Origin of the sequence: Methylobacterium sp. J-072, assembly GCF_022829425.1 — a bacterium.
In the GTDB taxonomy this organism is placed as follows: Bacteria; Pseudomonadota; Alphaproteobacteria; order Rhizobiales; family Beijerinckiaceae; genus Methylobacterium.
The window spans coordinates 17,771-31,136 of record NZ_JAKSYK010000147.1 but is presented as its reverse complement, the minus strand read 5'-3'; the positions used below and the strand labels follow the sequence as shown (position 1 = coordinate 31,136).

Here is a 13,366-nt window from a genome sequence, read left to right as displayed (position 1 = left end):
TCGGGACGATGTGCTATCGCACCGCGCGGGACATCGGATAAGCTTCGCCTTACACGCGAACTGCCGGGCCTGCCCGCATCGTGCCCGGGAATCCAACGTGCTGCGCCTCGCCCTCATCCTCAGACGATCCTTCCCGCGGCTCGCGGGCTTCGCCATGATCCCGCTGATCCGTACCCTGGTCTGGCTGGCGCGCGCCCTTGGGCCGGATCGCTCGACGGCGTTCGGCGCCGCGCTCCTGCGCACGATCGGACCGCTGCTGCCGGCCCACCGCACCGCCATGGCGAACCTGCGCGCCGCGTTCCCCGACATGCCGGAGGCGGAGCGGAAGCGGATCGCCCTGGAAGCCTGGGACAATCTCGGGCGGACCGGCGCCGAATACGCCCATCTCGATTCGCTGTTCGATTTCGATCCCGATGCCACCGGCCCGATGCGCACGGAGGTTGCGGGTATCGACCACTTCGCCACCCTGCGCGACGACGGCCAGCCGGGGCTGATTTTTTCCGCTCATCTCGGCAATTGGGAACTCCCGGCGATCTGCGCGGCCCGGTTCGGGCTGGACGCGACCGCCGTGTTCCGGCCCCCGAACAACCCCGCCGCCGCCCGCCTCGTCCAGGAAGTCCGCCGGCGCTCCATGGGTGGGCTGGCAGCCTCGACGCCGGGGGCCGTCTTCGCCATGCGTGACGTGGTCGAGAATGGCGGCCATCTCGGGCAGTTGATCGACCAGCATTTCACCCGCGGCGTCGTGGTCGACTTCATGGGCCGGCCGTGCCTGGCCAACCCGCTGCTGGCCAAGCTCGCCCGGCACTACGATTGCCCGGTGCACGGCGTTCGTGTCGTCCGCCTGCCGGAGGGCCGGTTCCGGCTGGAGCTGACTCCGCCCCTCGACCTGCCGCGCAATGCCGATGGGGTGATCGATGTCACCGGCGCCATGCAGGCGATGACCGCGGTGGTCGAGGGCTGGGTGCGGGAGAATCCGGGTCAATGGCTGTGGATGCATCGCCGCTGGCGCCCGGACATGTTGCCTAAAGCGAGAGTTATTCGGAATACGTCGCAACCGATGGTAGAAATCCCTCAAGCCAACGTGATTTCCCAGACGGCATCCCAGACGCTCTGATGGCGCGATGACCCATCGGCCCCGCGCCCATACCCGGTTCGGTGTAACCCGCGCGCTCTGCGCGGCCGGGCTTGTCTGCGCGGTCTCGGCGTCCGCCCAGGCGCGGGCGGAGCCGGTCCGCGCCGTGGTCGAGCTGTTTACTAGCCAGGGTTGTGGCGCCTGCCGGAGCGCCGATCCGATCATCCGCGACCTGGCCCGCCAGCCCGGCGTCGTCGCGCTGACCCTGCCGGTCACCTACTGGGATTATCTGGGCTGGAAGGACACCCTGGCGCTGCGGCCGTTCACCGAGCGTCAGCGCGCCTATGCCCGGGTCCGCGGCGCCCGGCAGGTCTTCACCCCGCAGGTCGTGGTCGACGGCAGCGGCTTCGCCGTGGGTTCGGACCGCGCCGCCCTCGAACGGCTGATGCGCGAGGCAACGCAGCACGGCGGCTTGCCGATCCCGGTCCGCGGCGAGATCCACGGCGACCGTATTGCGGTCGAGGTCGGCGCCGCGCCGGACGCCAGGAACGAGACGCGCGGCGATGTCTGGCTGGTGCCGGTGCTGCGCAGCCGGGCCATCGCGATCCAGGGCGGCGAAAATGGCGGCCGGACGGCCACCTACGTCAACGTCGTGCGCGGCATGCAGCGTCTCGGCGCCTGGACCGGCCAGCCGACGCGATTCGACGTGCCTGGCACCCTGGCGGAGATCGCCGACGCCGACAGCTGGGTGATCCTGGTCCAGGGTGCCGCGGAGGGCAGGCCCGGCCGCATCCTCGGCGCTGCCAAGGGCCCGGGCCTGTAGGGCTTCCGCCTATCGCAGGGTGATCGGGTCGATCGGGCGCCGGCCCTGCTGGCGACGGCGCTCTTCCGAGGCCCGTGCCAGGGCGCCGAGCTTCGCATCCAGGCGCTCGGAGGATCGGCCGACGAGCCCGATGGTCCCGTCGAGGAGCCGGCTGGTCAGGGTAACCGCGCCGGTCACGCCGCCGACCACGACGATTTTCGTGATGCGGCCGATCCAGTTGAAGATGCGCATTGTCGGTTTCGAGCTTTCTGAGAGTCGGCGCCTGCTGCGCCGGTCCAGCCTCAAATAGAGCGGACCGATCGACGCCCGATGCGACCGAAGGCGGCGTCGCCCGCCGCGGATCGGACGGAACCGTCCCGCAGGACGGCCTCATCCGGCATGCCTGTCGGTTCCGTCGGTCCGACGCGCCGCGGCTACAGTGCGCGTCGTCGCGAACCACCGTGGCGGCAGGCTCGTTGCATGCGTGAGGCCGTCCGCCGTACCATGCGGGTGCCTGTCACCGAGTGTCGGCCATGCGGCGACGCCATCTACTGTCCGGGATGCTCGCCGCGCTGTCGCTGGCGGGCCGGCGAGCCGCCGCCGCCGAGACCGGGGTCGACGTTCTCCTCGTGCTCGCGGTCGATGTCTCGCTGAGCATCAGCGCGGCGCGATTCGACTTGGAACGGCAGGGCTACGCCCAAGCCCTCGGCAATCCGCACGTCCTGCGGGCGATCGCCGAGGGCAAGCGCGGGCGCATCGCGGTGGCGTTGTTCGACTGGGCGGGCCCCGGGGAGCAGCAGGTCGCGGTCGACTGGATGATCATCGCCTCGGCCGCCGACGCGAACGCCTTCGCGCGCAGACTCGGCGCGGTGACGCGCCCGTTCTACGGGCGGACCGCCATCGGGTCCGCGATCGGCTTCGCCTCCATGCTGCTCGACCGGTCGCCCTACCGCGCCGAACGGACGGTCATCGACATCTCCGGCGACGGGACCAGCAATTCGGGTCGCGCGATCGCCGAGGCCCGGGACGCCGCCGTGGCCTTGGGCACCACCGTCAACGGCATCGTCATCCTCACCGACCCCGCCGGGATGCCGGGCTATCTGAAGGAGCACACCAATCCCCCCGACGGGCTCGCCGCCTATTACCGGGAGACCGTGATCGGCGGCGAAGGGGCGTTCGTCATGACGGCGGAAAGCTTCGAGGCCTTCGGCCGGGCGCTGATCGCCAAGCTGGTCCGCGAGATTTCTTGAGACCATCCGCCGACATCGGGTCTCTTGCGTCACCCGCGATGCTCGCGCCGTCCGGGTCGGCGCGTTAGGCTCTTGAAGCACGCGCCCAACGAGGCGTGGCCCAGGGAGGAACCACGATGCCGATCACGGCCGACCTGCTGTCCGCCTATCCCGTCATCGCCCTGCGGCCGGACGACGGCGTGGTCGTCGCGCGGACCGCCATCGAGCCCGGCACGCCGGTGGCCCCGGGGATCGCCGCCGCCGAGCGGATCCCGCCTGGCCACAAGGTCGCGGTCCGCCCGCACCGCTCCGGCGAGGCGGTGACCAAGTACGGCCAGATCATCGGCTTCGCCAAGGAGGACATCGCCGCCGGTCGGCACGTCCATGTCCACAATCTCGGCATGGGCGAGTTCGCCCGCGACTACGCCTTCGGGGTCGATGCGCGGCCCACCCGGCTGATCACGCCACCGGCGACCTTCCAGGGCATCCGTCGCCCGGACGGACGGGTGGCGACGCGCAACTATGTCGGCATCCTCACCTCGGTGAATTGCAGCGCCCATGTCGCCGACCTGATCGCCGACGCGTTCCGGCGCCATCCGATCCTCGGCCTTGATCCACTCGCCCCCTACCCGAACGTCGACGGCGTGGTCGCGCTGACCCACAAGACCGGCTGCGGCATGGCGATGGGCGAGCCGCTGAAGCTCCTGCGCCGGACGCTCGCGGGCTATGCCCGGCACGTCAACTTCTCGCACATCGTGATGATCGGGCTCGGCTGCGAGGTGAACCAGATCGGCGCCTTCCTGGAGGAGCAGGGCCTGGGCGACCGGATCCGCAGCATGAACATCCAGACGCTGGGCGGCACCCGCAAGACCGTCGAGGCCGGCATCGCATTCGTGAGCGGCATCCTGGCCGAGGCGAACGTGGTGCAGCGGGAGACCGTGCCGGCGAGCGAGCTGATCGTCGCCCTGCAATGCGGCGGCTCGGACGGCTATTCCGGCGTCTCGGCCAACCCGGCGCTCGGGATCGCCAGCGACCGCGTGGTCGAGAACGGCGGCACCGTGATCCTGTCGGAGACCACCGAGACCTACGGGGCCGAGCACCTGTTCACCCGGCGGGCGGTGAGCCCGCAGGTCGGCCAGAAGCTCGTCGACCTGATGCGCTGGTGGGAGGACTACACCCGCCGGGAAGGCTCGGAGATCGACGCCAACCCGTCGCCGGGCAACAAGGCCGGCGGCCTGACCACGATCCTGGAGAAGTCGCTCGGTGCTATGGCCAAGGCCGGCAGCACCAACCTGGTCGACGTGGTGCGCTACGCCGACCCGGTGACCGCCAAGGGCTTCGTGTTCATGGACACCCCCGGCTACGACCCGGTCTCGGCGACCGGGCAGGTGGCCGGCGGGGCGAATCTCGTGTGCTTCACCACCGGGCGCGGCAGCGTGTTCGGCTGCAAGCCGTCGCCGTCGATCAAGATCGCCACCAACTCGGCGATGTTCCGGCGGCTGGAAGAGGACATGGACGTCAATTGCGGCACCATCCTCGACGGTGAAGAGAGCGTCGAGCAGGCGGGCCAACGGATCTTCGAGCTGATCCTGCGGGTGGCGAGCGGCGAGCGGACCAAGAGCGAGCAGTTCGATTTTGGCTCCTCGGAATTCGCGCCGTGGCAACTCGGCGCGACGGTGTGAGCCCGTTGCGATCGCGCAGCGTTTGATGCCTTCGAACGCCGCTCCCCGTCATTGCGAGCGCAGCGAAGCAACTCAGGGACACGCCACATTTGGAGATCGCGCGCCGCCCTGGGTTGCTTCGCTGCGCTCGCAATGACGGAGAGGGTCAGAGATCCGTCCGCACCACGTTCGGAAACCCCATGATGAAATCCGGCCCGAAGGCGGTGACCGGGGTTTGGAACCCCGCTGCCACCGCGCCCGCGGCCACGCGCCGAGCGGATTCCAGAGCGGTCAGGACTGTCAGGGTGTAGCCCTCGGGGGTCTCCATGCCGCTCGCCGCACGGTTGCCGCTCCCGTCCCAGGCCTCGGCCCGGAAGGTGCTGCGCGCCGTCGCCCGCGCCGTCTCGGAAGGCCCCGGCGGCAGCCGGTCGATGCCGCGGTTGATCAGGCGCTGCGCCGTCGGGCCGGCGATGATCCGGCGCAGGCCGGACGGCAGGCCCGCGGCTGCGGCCATGGCCGGGAAGGCCTCGAAATAGACCTCGATGTTGGGGACCCGTGTCGAGTACCACGCGCTCGAGACGTCGCCCCAGCCGAGCCCCACGGTGCGCCGGGCGCCGCGGCCGAAATCGGCGCTGCCGCGGGGCGGGCTCGGCAGTTCGACGATGCGGCCATCCCGGCGCACCCGCGTCCCCCAGGCGATGCCCTCGACCATGGTGCGGGCGGTCCCCCGGCTGAAGCCGCCGAAACCACCGATGGAGATCCGCAGATGCGTGGCGCCGGGCAGCCGGTTCGCCACATGGGCGGCGAGGCAATCGCTCGGCACCACGTCGAACCCGGCTGCCGGGAGGAGGACGATGCCGGCGGCCTTCGCCTCGGCATCCCGGGCGGCGAGCGATTCCAGCACGTCGATCTCGCCGGTGATGTCGATGTAATGCGTCCCCGCGGCGAGGCAGGCCGCGGCCATGGGGCGGGCCGTCTTCGAGAACGGTCCGGCCGCGTGGATCACCGCGGCGATGCCGGCGAGCATGTCGTGCAGGGGGCCCGGATCGTCGAGGGGCGCGGCGCGCCAGTCGAGCCCCAGCCGGGCGGCGAGCGGCCGGAGCTTGCCGGAGTCGCGCCCGGCCAGGATCGGGCTCAGGCCTTGCGCGACGGCGTGTTCGGCGAGCAGCGTGCCGGTGTAGCCGGTGGCGCCGTAGATCAGGATCGCGGTCATGGCCGTCCCTGTACCATGGCGGGCGCCTCGGCAGGGGCGACCTCCGACGAGCGGTCGATGCGGCGACGCAGGCCAGGTGTTCGGAAGCCCGGTTTCCGGCGCGGATAGTCGTTCGGACGTCGATCTGATGCGGACGCCGATGCTGCCCGCCACGCCTGCGCTCGCCGGGCAATGTTCGTCCCGGCGCCAACCCTGTACGGCCCATCCGATGTGCGCTCGAAGACATGGCGATCTCTACCGATCCGTTAGATCGGCATCTAGGCGGCGGATTGAGCGCCGCGAGAGCAGTCCTTATTCGGGATCTGACCCTCATTCGGCGGTCCAAGTCGCCGCGGACGGGGCGCACGGGATGCGTGGGAGCGATCGATGAAGGCACGTCTTCGGCTTGCGGCGTTCGGAGCCCTGCTCGTCGCCGCCGGTGTACCCGCGAAGGCCGCCGACCGGATCGTGCAGGTGCAGCCGGCTCAAGCTGGACCGAACATCGATGCCTTTCCGCAGATAATCGACCCGGTCGACGATGCGGAGCGGCGGATCAACGCCGCCGTGAAGCGCCTCGACGCCCAGGTCCGCAAGGCGGCGAAAAGCTGCAAGGCCGAGGGCGGCGCGCAGAGTTCCTGGGAGCGGAGCGTCCGCGCGGCCATGCGTGGTCCCAGGTTCCTCAGCTTCGAGATTCACGACAGCACGTTCTGCGGCGGTGCCCATCCGAACACCGGCACGACGGCGATCGTCTACGATCTCACCACCGGCACGCCGGTGGATTGGACGACGCTGCTGCCACCCGCGCTGACCGGCAAGGTCGCGCTGGCGACCCAGGCCGAGGAGACCAAGATGGTGACCCTGTCGTCCAAGCGGCTGCACGCCCTCTACCTTCAGGCCTACCGCCCCAAGACGGGAAAGCCGAAGGCTGATGCGGACGACAAAGCGTGTCGGGAGGCGGTGACGGAGACCTACTCCGGCGAACCGCCCGCCATGACGGTATGGCCCGACGCCGAGGCGGGCGGGCTCGCGGTCCAATTCGATCTGGCCCACGTGGTCCAGGCCTGCGCCGACACGGTGGTCATCCCCACCGCAACGCTGCGCCGCGAAGGCGCTCAGGCTGTCCTCACCGACGCGATCGACGCCGCGCATGCCAAGCGTCCGTAGGACGCGCCTCCGGCTGGGCGGTGCCGAATGCGACTTCTGATCCGACAGACAAGGCCTGAACAAGAGCGGCGGACGATGTAGCCTGGGGTGACGGTGTGAGTCGTCGCGCAACCCCGAGAGGCGCCCCATGTCCGGATCCGGCCATCCCGATCGATCTGCAGACGCCGAAGACCATCCGTTCGCGGCCTTCGCGGACGAGGTCGCCACCCTGTCACCCCTGCGGGCCGCTATGGTCGCGGCCTGCCGGCGGCCCGAGCCGGATTGCATCGCGCCGCTTATCGATCGCGCCCGCCTGTCGCCCGAGGCGGCCGCGCGTGTCGCACAGACGGCTCGACACCTCGTCGAGGCCCTGCGCCGCCAGACCCGGCACGGCGGCGTCGAGGGGCTGATCCACGAATACGCCCTGTCGAGCCAGGAGGGCGTGGCGCTGATGTGCCTGGCGGAAGCGCTGCTGCGCATCCCCGATGCCGCCACCCGCGACGCGCTGATCCGGGACAAGCTCGCCGGCGGCGATTGGGCCGCCCATCTCGGCCACAGCCCGTCGCCCTTCGTGAATGCTGCGACCTGGGGCCTGCTGGTCACCGGCCGCTTGGCCGCGACGCGCAGCGAGGCCGGTCTGTCGGCGGCGCTCACCCGGCTGATCGGGCGCGGCGGTGAGCCGCTGATCCGCAAGGCGGTGGACCTCGCCATGCGGCTGATGGGCGAACAGTTCGTCACCGGGCGCGACATCGCCGAAGCGTTGCGCAATGCGAAGCGCATGGAGGCGAGGGGCTTTACCTATTCCTACGACATGCTCGGTGAGGCCGCGCTCACCGCCGAGGACGCGGCGCGCTACCTGCGGTCCTACGACGAGGCGATCCGGGCGATCGGGGAGGCTTCCGCCGGGCGCGGTATCCTCCGGGGGCCGGGCATCTCGATCAAGCTGTCGGCGCTCCATCCCCGCTACACACGGTCCCAACGCGGGCGTGTGATGGCCGAGCTGGCGCCCCGGGTTCGGGACTTGGCGCGCCTCGCCCGGCGCTACGAGATCGGCCTCAACATCGACGCCGAGGAGGCCGACCGGCTCGACCTGTCCCTCGACATCCTCGAAACCCTGGCCTTCGACCCGGATCTCGCCGGCTGGGACGGGCTCGGCTTCGTCGTGCAGGCCTACGGCAAGCGCTGCCCGTTCGCGATCGATGTGCTCGTCGACCTCGCCCGCCGCAGCCGACGCCGGCTGATGGTCCGCTTGGTGAAGGGGGCCTACTGGGACAGCGAGATCAAGCGCGCGCAGGTGGACGGGCTCGCGGACTTCCCGGTCTTCACCCGCAAGCTGCACACCGACGTGTCCTACCTCGCCTGCGCGCGCCAGCTGCTCGCCGCGCCGGACGCGGTCTTCCCGCAATTCGCCACCCACAACGCGCAGACGCTCGCCAGCATCGTCGAGATGGCGGGGCCGGATTTTTCCCTCGGCCAGTACGAGTTCCAGTGCCTGCACGGGATGGGCGAGCCGCTCTACGAGGCGGTGGTCGGGTCGGGTAAGCTCGACCGGCCGTGCCGGATCTACGCGCCGGTCGGCACCCACGAGACCCTGCTGGCCTATCTGGTCCGCCGGCTCCTGGAGAACGGCGCCAACAGCTCCTTCGTGAACCGGGTCGGCGACGCCGCCGTACCCGTGGAATCGCTGATTGCCGATCCGGTGGCGGCGGTCGAAGCGATGCCAGTCCCGGGCGCACCGCATGAGCGGATCAAGCTGCCGCGCGACCTCTTCGGTCCGGCCCGCGCCAATGCCGCGGGCCTCGACCTCGCCGACGAGGTGGTCCTTGCGCGGCTCGCCGAACATCTGGGCGAGAGCGGCCGTGCCGTGTGGCGGGCCGTGCCATCCGGGGCCGAGCCGAATTCGGCCGACACACCGGTCCGCAATCCGGCCGATCATCGCGATGGGGTCGGCAGCGTCCGGGCCGCATCGCCCGCCGAGATCGAGGCTGCGCTCGCCCGCGCGGACGCTTCCGCCGAGACCTGGGGCGCGACCGCGCCCGAAGCCCGGGCCGCCTGCCTGCGCGCCGCCGCCGACGCCTTCGAGGCGCGGATGCCGGTGCTGATCGGGCTGATCGTGCGCGAGGCCGGAAAATCCTTCGCCAATGCCGTCGCAGAGATCCGCGAGGCCGTGGATTTCTTGCGCTACTACGCGACCGAGGCCGAGCGGACGCTGGACCGCACGCACGCGCCCCTCGGCCCGGTGGTCTGCATCGCGCCCTGGAATTTCCCACTGGCGATCTTCGTCGGGCAGGTCGCCGCCGCCCTGGCGGCTGGCAACCCGGTCCTGGCCAAGCCTGCCGCGGAAACGCCGCTGATCGCCGCCGCGGCGATCCGGGTGCTGCATGCGGCGGGCGTGCCGGAGGACGCGCTCCAATTCCTGCCCGGCCCGGGCGAGGTCGGCGCGGCGCTCGTCGGCGATGCGCGGGTGCAGGGGGTGATGTTCACCGGCTCGACCGCCGTCGCCAAGAGCATCCAGCGCAGCCTAGCCCAGCGCCTGACCCGCGACGGCGAACCGGTCCCGCTCGTCGCCGAGACCGGCGGCCAGAACGCCATGGTGGTGGATTCCTCCGCGCTCGCCGAGCAGGTGGTCGGGGACGTGATCGCCTCGGCCTTCGATTCCGCCGGCCAGCGCTGCTCGGCCCTGCGCATCCTGTGCCTGCAGGAGGAGATCGCCGACCGCACCCTGGCGATGCTCAAGAGCGCCATGCGCGAGCTCGTTGTGGGCGATCCGCGCCGGCTCGCCGTCGATGTCGGCCCGGTCATCACCCGGGCAGCGGCCGAGCGCATCGACGGGCATGTCGCCGCGATGCGGGCGCGCGGGTTTGCGATCCATCAGGTGCCGCTTCCGGACGCGGTGGCGTTCGGGACCTTCGTGCCACCGACGCTGATCGAGATCACCCGCATTGCCGACGTGGAGCGCGAGGTGTTCGGGCCCGTGCTGCACGTCCTGCGCTACGCCCGCGCCGACCTGGACCGGCTGGTGACCGAGATCGACGCCACCGGCTACGGCCTGACCTTCGGCCTCCACACCCGCATCGACGAGACCGTGTCCCGGGTGCTCGGGCGCATCGGCGCCGGCAACCGCTACGTGAACCGCAACGTCATCGGCGCGGTGGTCGGGGTGCAGCCGTTCGGCGGGTCCGGCCTGTCGGGTACCGGCCCCAAGGCCGGCGGGCCGCTCTATCTCGGCCGCCTGCTGAAGTGGCCGCCGGCCGCCGCCCTCGACGGGCTGGCAGGCGACCAGGACCTGAGCCGCCGCTACGCCGACTGGCTGCGGTCGCGAGGGCACGGCCCGCTGGCGGACCGGCTCGCTGCCGAACGTTTTCCTCATAGCGCCGAGGTCGAGCTGGCCGGGCCGGTCGGCGAGCGCAACCTCTACGCCCTGCATCCCCGCGGGCGCGTGGCGGCCGTCGCCACGACGGAGACCGGGCTGCTCCTCCAGCTCGGCGCCATCCTGGCGACCGGCAACTATGCGGTGGTGATCGGCTCCGACGGCGTCCTCGATTCCGTGAGCGACCTGCCGGCCGATCTCGCCGCTCGGGTCACGCGGCCGGCCGGCCTAGACCGGACTGGCGACGTGCGGGCGGTGCTGTTCGAGGGCGACACCGCGGCGTTGCAGACCCTGAACCGCACCTTGGCCGAGGGGCTTGGGCCGATCGTTCAGGTCCAGGCCCGCACCCCGGAGGCGCTCGCGGCTGGCGATCTCTACGCGCTGCCCGGCTTGATCGAAGAGCGCTCGACCGCGATCAACACCGCGGCCGCGGGCGGCAATGCCAGCCTGATGGCGATTGGCTGAGCGCTCACGCCGATCGGCGCAGGTTCCAGAACAGCGGCAGGCCGGTGAGCATGCCCTCCAAGTCGCGCCGGTAGGCGGTGGGCTGGAAGTACTGGCCGCAGGGGATGTAGGCGCCGATCTCGATCGCCCGGGCCTGGATCTTCGCTGCCAGTGCCTTCTGTCCGTCGAGGTCCGGGGCCGCGAACCAAGCGCTGCGCAGTTCCTCGATCGGCGCGTCGGTGAGCCAGCTCGGGACACCGGCGCGGCCGTTGCCGCGGACCGCCAGGTGATAGGCCGGCGAGATCATGTCGAGGCCGCCCGAGAAAATGCCGAACATCGACCAGCCGCCCTGGTCCAGGGGCTTCGCGCTGAGGATCCGCTGATTGACCGTGCCCCAGTCGGTGGCGACAACATCGAGATTCATGCCGAGCTTTCGGCAGAGGTCGGCCATCACCTCGCAGACCGCGTTGATCCGCGGCACGTCGGTGCCGGCGAGCAGCACGACCCGCTCGCCGTTGTAGCCGGCCGCCGCGAGGGCCTTCTTGGCGGCCGTGAGGTCGCGCGGGCCGGTGAGCACCCCCATGCCGGCCTCCGAGGCCATCGGGCCGCCGGCGGTGAAGATGCCGACCGGGCCGCGCCGGATCGCGGGATCGCTGCCGGCGACGGCATCCATCATCTCGGTCTGGTCGACCGCCGACAGCAGCGCGTGGCAGATTTTTGGATTGTCGAAGGGCGGCAGGGTGTGGTTGAGGCGGATCTGGCCGATCAGTCCGGCACTCTCCACGAGCTCGACGCGCACGTCCTTCTGGCGCAGCAGGTCGGGCACGAGGTCGACCAAGGGCTGCTCCCACCAATCGATCTCGCCGGAGCGCAGGGCACCGGCCGCGGTGGCGCCGTCGGGGATCGTGCGCCACTCGACCCGGTCGAAATGCGCGATCCGCGGCCCGGCGGTGAAGCTCGGCGTGCCGTCCTGGCGTGGCCGGTAATCCTCGAACTTGCGGTAGACGTTGAGGGAGCCCGGCACGCGCTCGGACGCGACGTAGCGGTAGGGGCCGCTGCCGACGATCTCGGGCACCGCCTGGGTGGCGGGCGTGGCGCTCAGCCGCTCGGGCATGATCACCGGCAGGTAGGAGGTCGGCTTCGCCAGGGCGTCCGGCAGCAGCGGGAATGGCCGCTTGAGCCGGAATTGCACCGTCGTGTCGGATGGTGCGGAGAGTTCGTCCACCGTGGCGAACAGGGCGCCGCCGAAGGCATCGCGCATGGACCAGCGCTTGAGGCTCGCCACCACGTCGCGGGCGAGGACCGGCGTGCCGTCATGGAAGCGCAGGCCGTCCCGCAGCGTCAGGCGCCAGGTCAGCCCATCCGCCGACACGTCGTGGCCCGCTACCATCTGCGGCTGGGCGCGGTAGGACGCGTCGAGGCTGTAGAGCGTGTCGAACACCATCAGCGCATGCGTGCGCGTGACGTAGTTGGTGGTGATGATCGGGTCGAGGAGCGCCAGGTCGGCGTAGGGGACGAAGCGCAGCGTCGTCGCAGAGGCCGCCCGGACCAGGGCGGGTCGCGCCACGGCACCGGCGATCAGGGCGCCGGCGCCTCGCAGCAGGGTGCGTCGCTTCATTCCGTCGTCCCGCTCTCGTATCCAGGGGCGCCGACGCTGTCGCGCGGCCCACCACGGCTGCAAAGCCTACGCCAGCAACCGGCCGAGAAACGTTCTTGAGACGAGAAGACCGGTCCGACCTGGCGCCGGACAGGCCGAAGGGCGGCGCCGCTCGCGACGCGTCAACGCGACCCCAATCGCTAAAAAATCAGGCGGCGCGGGACCAGCGGATATCGCCGAGGCTCTCGCGGAAGGCGAAGCGGGCGAGGTGGTCGGCGACCACGTTCTCGAGACGGGTGAGGTTCACCGGGTCGGCGCTGTCGATACGCATCACCAGGGCGTCGGGCTCGGCGTCGAAGGTGCAGACGCGGTCCTCGCCGAACGGCACGGTGCCGTGCTCGGGGGTCGCCTCGACCTTGAACTTGTGGCTCCAGTGCCGGCACAGCTGCTGCAGGTAGCGGCTAGCCTCGGTGGTCTGCACGCGGGCCTGGGAGGTAGGCATTCCGTCGGTCTCCAGAAAAAGGAAAGGCTGTCTGTCGGTGGACGGCTCATCACTGATCTCGCACATGCGAGATGAATGGTTCCTGAGCAAAGACCATGCCTGGGCGGGCGCGGGCGTCCCCGGTGTCTGCAATGAGGGTCGGCCCGAAGCGTTAGCAGTCGCTTAACGGCCAGTCCGGCGGCGACGAACCGTGCCGTTGCGGCAACTCCTGCACCCGCCGCCGTGCCGAATTATGGCGCGCCGCACAAATTTCGGGGTCTCATGCCGAGATGTGTTCGCCGGTGTCCGAAGGCGATGCGGCACACACGGCACGAACTGGATGCCTGGTGGCTGCCCTCAAAGGCAGTACCGAAA

Annotated in this window: 10 protein-coding genes; 6 read left to right on the top strand and 4 right to left on the bottom strand. The window is 70.6% G+C overall.

Going from position 1 to position 13,366, the window contains the following annotated elements:
* The first annotated feature begins 97 nt into the window (after nt 1-97).
* Both MKK67_RS16840 and MKK67_RS16835 read left to right on the top strand, forming a co-directional pair.
* Nucleotides 98-1,114 (top strand): lipid A biosynthesis lauroyl acyltransferase, encoded by a 1,017-nt coding sequence (locus MKK67_RS16840; RefSeq protein WP_243966317.1) that lies wholly within the window; start codon nt 98-100, stop codon nt 1,112-1,114.
* A gap of 7 nt (nt 1,115-1,121) precedes the next feature.
* The gene (locus MKK67_RS16835; RefSeq protein ID WP_243966316.1) at nt 1,122-1,895 is read left to right on the top strand and encodes a DUF1223 domain-containing protein; all 774 of its coding nucleotides are present in this window, start codon (nt 1,122-1,124) and stop codon (nt 1,893-1,895) included.
* A gap of 9 nt (nt 1,896-1,904) precedes the next feature.
* Here MKK67_RS16835 and MKK67_RS16830 read toward each other — a convergent pair whose 3' ends face one another.
* Nucleotides 1,905-2,126 (bottom strand): hypothetical protein, encoded by a 222-nt coding sequence (locus MKK67_RS16830; RefSeq protein ID WP_243966315.1) that lies wholly within the window; start codon nt 2,124-2,126, stop codon nt 1,905-1,907.
* 281 nt (nt 2,127-2,407) lie between these two features.
* Between MKK67_RS16830 and MKK67_RS16825 the strand changes: the two genes are divergently transcribed.
* Nucleotides 2,408-3,124, top strand: a complete 717-nt coding sequence (locus MKK67_RS16825; RefSeq protein ID WP_243966314.1) for a DUF1194 domain-containing protein — start codon at nt 2,408-2,410, stop codon at nt 3,122-3,124.
* A gap of 137 nt (nt 3,125-3,261) precedes the next feature.
* Complete coding sequence (locus MKK67_RS16820; RefSeq protein ID WP_243966429.1) at nt 3,262-4,785, top strand: UxaA family hydrolase; 1,524 nt, start codon at nt 3,262-3,264, stop codon at nt 4,783-4,785.
* 145 nt (nt 4,786-4,930) lie between these two features.
* Here the strand turns inward: MKK67_RS16820 and MKK67_RS16815 are convergent, their stop codons facing one another.
* Nucleotides 4,931-5,977: a saccharopine dehydrogenase family protein gene (locus MKK67_RS16815; RefSeq protein ID WP_243966313.1), complete on the bottom strand. Its 1,047-nt coding sequence runs from the start codon at nt 5,975-5,977 to the stop codon at nt 4,931-4,933.
* A gap of 366 nt (nt 5,978-6,343) precedes the next feature.
* On the opposite strand from MKK67_RS16815, the gene MKK67_RS16810 reads away from it, so the two are divergent.
* Nucleotides 6,344-7,120, top strand: coding sequence for a DUF4163 domain-containing protein (locus MKK67_RS16810; protein ID WP_243966312.1), 777 nt, complete (start codon nt 6,344-6,346; stop codon nt 7,118-7,120).
* A gap of 127 nt (nt 7,121-7,247) precedes the next feature.
* Nucleotides 7,248-10,934, top strand: a complete 3,687-nt coding sequence (gene putA / locus MKK67_RS16805) for a trifunctional transcriptional regulator/proline dehydrogenase/L-glutamate gamma-semialdehyde dehydrogenase (protein ID WP_243966311.1) — start codon at nt 7,248-7,250, stop codon at nt 10,932-10,934.
* Between the two features lie 4 nt (nt 10,935-10,938).
* Here putA and MKK67_RS16800 read toward each other — a convergent pair whose 3' ends face one another.
* Together MKK67_RS16800 and MKK67_RS16795 are read right to left on the bottom strand one after the other, a co-directional pair.
* Entirely contained in the window at nt 10,939-12,531 is a 1,593-nt protein-coding gene (locus tag MKK67_RS16800; RefSeq protein ID WP_243966310.1) for an ABC transporter substrate-binding protein, read from the bottom strand.
* A 187-nt stretch (nt 12,532-12,718) separates the two neighbouring features.
* Nucleotides 12,719-13,012, bottom strand: a complete 294-nt coding sequence (locus MKK67_RS16795; protein ID WP_058192738.1) for a DUF2218 domain-containing protein — start codon at nt 13,010-13,012, stop codon at nt 12,719-12,721.
* Nucleotides 13,013-13,366: the final 354 nt, after the last annotated feature.

Coding starts and splice junctions, on each gene's coding strand:
- MKK67_RS16835 (WP_243966316.1), top strand. CDS start 1,122: ATGACCCATCGGCCCCGCGCCCATACCCGGTTCGGTGTAACCCGCGCG.
- MKK67_RS16830 (WP_243966315.1), bottom strand. CDS start 2,126: ATGCGCATCTTCAACTGGATCGGCCGCATCACGAAAATCGTCGTGGTC.
- MKK67_RS16825 (WP_243966314.1), top strand. CDS start 2,408: ATGCGGCGACGCCATCTACTGTCCGGGATGCTCGCCGCGCTGTCGCTG.
- MKK67_RS16815 (WP_243966313.1), bottom strand. CDS start 5,977: ATGACCGCGATCCTGATCTACGGCGCCACCGGCTACACCGGCACGCTG.
- MKK67_RS16810 (WP_243966312.1), top strand. CDS start 6,344: ATGAAGGCACGTCTTCGGCTTGCGGCGTTCGGAGCCCTGCTCGTCGCC.
- putA (WP_243966311.1), top strand. CDS start 7,248: ATGTCCGGATCCGGCCATCCCGATCGATCTGCAGACGCCGAAGACCAT.
- MKK67_RS16800 (WP_243966310.1), bottom strand. CDS start 12,531: ATGAAGCGACGCACCCTGCTGCGAGGCGCCGGCGCCCTGATCGCCGGT.
- MKK67_RS16795 (WP_058192738.1), bottom strand. CDS start 13,012: ATGCCTACCTCCCAGGCCCGCGTGCAGACCACCGAGGCTAGCCGCTAC.